This is a genomic window from Flavobacterium sp. (assembly GCF_044369455.1).
GTDB lineage: Bacteria > Bacteroidota > Bacteroidia > Flavobacteriales > Flavobacteriaceae > Flavobacterium.
Window position 1 is genome coordinate 1 of sequence record NZ_JBIPLW010000045.1, and the last position, 3,155, is coordinate 3,155.

1 protein-coding gene is annotated in these 3,155 nt (G+C 51.5%); it reads left to right on the top strand.

Annotated features, from left to right (window positions below; genetic code table 11):
- Positions 1-108: 108 nt before the first annotated feature.
- Positions 109-2,907 (top strand): RHS repeat-associated core domain-containing protein, encoded by a 2,799-nt coding sequence (locus ACIQ2L_RS13745; protein WP_396159801.1) that lies wholly within the window; start codon positions 109-111, stop codon positions 2,905-2,907.
- Positions 2,908-3,155 lie beyond the last annotated feature (248 nt).

Here is a 3,155-nt window from a genome sequence, read left to right on the forward strand (position 1 = left end):
GCGAACGGAAATCTAATTAGTCGATCCGACGCGAATGGTCGATCTGGTTCGATTCAATACTCGAACAAAGGTCTTGTCCAGAGCTTGGTCGCGGTCGACGGAGTTTTGATGAGCGTTACCAACAATAGTGGAAAACCGGACACATTCACGACAGAAGGACGGCGTCCCATCGATGTTGAATACGATGCCGCAGGGCGTCCCGTCGCGATGCGATTCCAAGGCAGTGCGTCGAACCCAGAAACAGAAGTTGTTATTCGCCTGGAACTGGATGCCAATGGCAAGACCATTCGAGAGACCGATGGTGAAGGAGGAGTAACCCAGAGTTTTTACGATGACGCGAGAAATCGCATTCGCATGGTCGATCCAATCGGTCGCATTACCCGATACGAGTACGATTTTGCAAACCGCCTCGTGAAAACGATTTTCCCTGACATCACAGAAGAAAGTCAATCCTTTGATGCGGCTGGACGACGCGTTTCGATGACGGATCGTCTTGGGCGTATCACCCGTTATGAGTTCGATGCAGCGGGTAAAGAGATTGCAGTCCTCTATCCCGATGGAACACCGAATGATCTGACGGATAATCCTCGCATGCGAACCGAATTCGACTTGGCTGGACAAGTCGTCAAGCGAATCGACGAACTGGGGCATGCGACGACTTATCAGTATGACGCTGCAGGTAATCAAGTAGCAATGACCAACGCACTCAATGAAACGTGGTCCATGCAGTACGACGCAAATAATCGACGCCTCGTGGATCGCGACCCACTAGGAAACACGACGCGCACGGTCTATGACGGAGTCGGAAATATGGTGCAACAGCTTCTGCCGGACGGTAGCCAAGTTCTTGCCGAATACGATGGACATGGGCGAATAACTTCGAGAGTTGACGGTGAAGGAGGAAGGACAATGTTTCGGTACGATGCTTACGGTGCGTTGGTCGAAGTCGTCGATCCGCTCGGAAATCGTACAAGATATGAACGAAACGAACGGGGGCAAGCTACTGCGATCATCGACGCCGAAGGCCGCACAACGGAATTTCAATTCGACAAAGCCAATCGACAAATCGCTCGCAAGCTGCCAGATGGGGCAATCGACCGATCTATTTACGATGCAGCCGGGCAATTGACCAGCATGGTCGACTTCATGGGGCGCACGACGACTTACACCTATGACATCAATGGTCGACTTTTACGTCAGCAGTTTTCTGACGGGCGTATCAACGAGACGCAATACAACGCGATTGGACAAGTTGTTTCACGACATGAGGGAGCGACCACCACAACGTACACCTTCGATGAACGCAATCGGCTGACCAGCAAAACCGATCCTGATGGATTGACTATTCAATACGTCTACGATGTCGCGAGCAATCTACTCAGTACAGCCTCGATCGCGGGAGCTACCGTCTACAGCTACGATGCCGTCAATCGATTACAAAGCGTTACAGCGGGGAGTGAAGTCACTCGTTACGTATATGATGCAGCAGGGCGACATACTGAAATTCAATACTCCAACGGCACGGTCGAACGTCGCGAGTATGATCTAAACAGTCGTGTCATTCGGCAAACACTAACCGGTCCCTCAGGAACACTCGATGACACTCGCACAGCCTATGACCGCGTCGGACGCAAGACGTTTTTGATAGAAGCGACAGGGCGCAAGGAGTCCGTTGAATATGATATCGCGGGTCGGCTGATTCGCAACAGCGTCGATGAAGTGAACGGAGCCGATCGGAACACTACTTGGTTGTATGATGCGGTGGGTAATCGACTACGTCGCGACGATTCCATTTCCGGAGTCACGACTTACGATTATGACAATCGCGACCGATTGTTGTCCGAGACTAATGCACTAACGACTCGTTATCTCTACGATGCGAACGGCAATATCCTCAGTCAATTCGATGGAGTGAAGAGGATTGAGAATACTTGGGACGCCGCTAATCGATTGATGGAGTCCAATGTCACGGAAGGCACCGCGGTCAAAAACGTTCGCTATACCTATTCGCCGGACGGAGAGCGATATGAACGGATCGAGGATGGTGAGACGACACGACACCTAGTCGATTCGAATCGGGAACATGCTGTTGTCATTGCGGAACTCGTGAACGGAATTGTTCGCGTTCGCCTCGTACGGCCACCAGCAGGTGAAGCGGCGATCGCAATGATCCTCGATGGTCAGACCTCGACGATTTACACTACGCCGATGGGTACTACCAAGTTAGTCTGCAATGCAACTGGAATCATTACTGACAGTTTCGTACTTGATCCGTTTGGTGTTGTTCTTGCTAGAACGGGTACAACGGTCGGATTGCCCATCTACAATGGCGAATTCCGAGATGCGATTACGGGCTACGACTACTTGAGAGCAAGGTTCTACGCGCCGCAGAAGGGACGGTTTGTTTCGATGGATACGTTTTCAGGTTGGCAGGACGTGCCGATATCGCTGAATAAGTATGTGTATGCCCACAGCGATCCGGCGAATGGGCGGGATCCAAGTGGACACTCTTCTCTAACGGAGTTGCAAGCTGTTTTTTCAATCAATACTCTTGTCTTTTCGGCTGCCGGCGGGATCGTCGGGTATCAATTAGGAGGTTTCAAGGGGGCCGTCTTGGGAGCGTTGCTCGGGGGTACGATTGGTGCTGCGGCTGTCGCTAGGACCTATCAATTTGTAACAGCTGCGGCAGATTCTGCGGAGATTAGCTTTGTGTCGAGTCAGTTTCTTGTCCCTCTGTTTTTACTCGATGCTGGAGTTGTTAGTTTGGGCGCGTTGTCATTTTTGGGAGCATCTGTGCTTGGAACCGGATTAGACGCAAAAGCGACGATTGACGCACGTCTCAATGCTGCGGGAGGCTCATCCGGAGCCAACCTTCCCTTCAGCTCGCTCAGCTACGGTAAAAAGTAGCGACATCATGTCTCAAGCAAAGCCGGCATGAATCAAGGGGGTCAGGCCTCTTTGATTTCCTCTTGTATCAATAACGGTACCAATAACGGTACCAGGCACTTGCAATGTATCATTCGTAACAGCTTTGGCGGCGCTGGAAACGGCCGCTTCTGTGTTGGGAGGATTGGTTGCAATTCAGGAAGTATATTACCGCGGCTCGAATCACTTCAAAGGGTGGAATGAGTACACTGGGCCACTAGCGCGTGCGG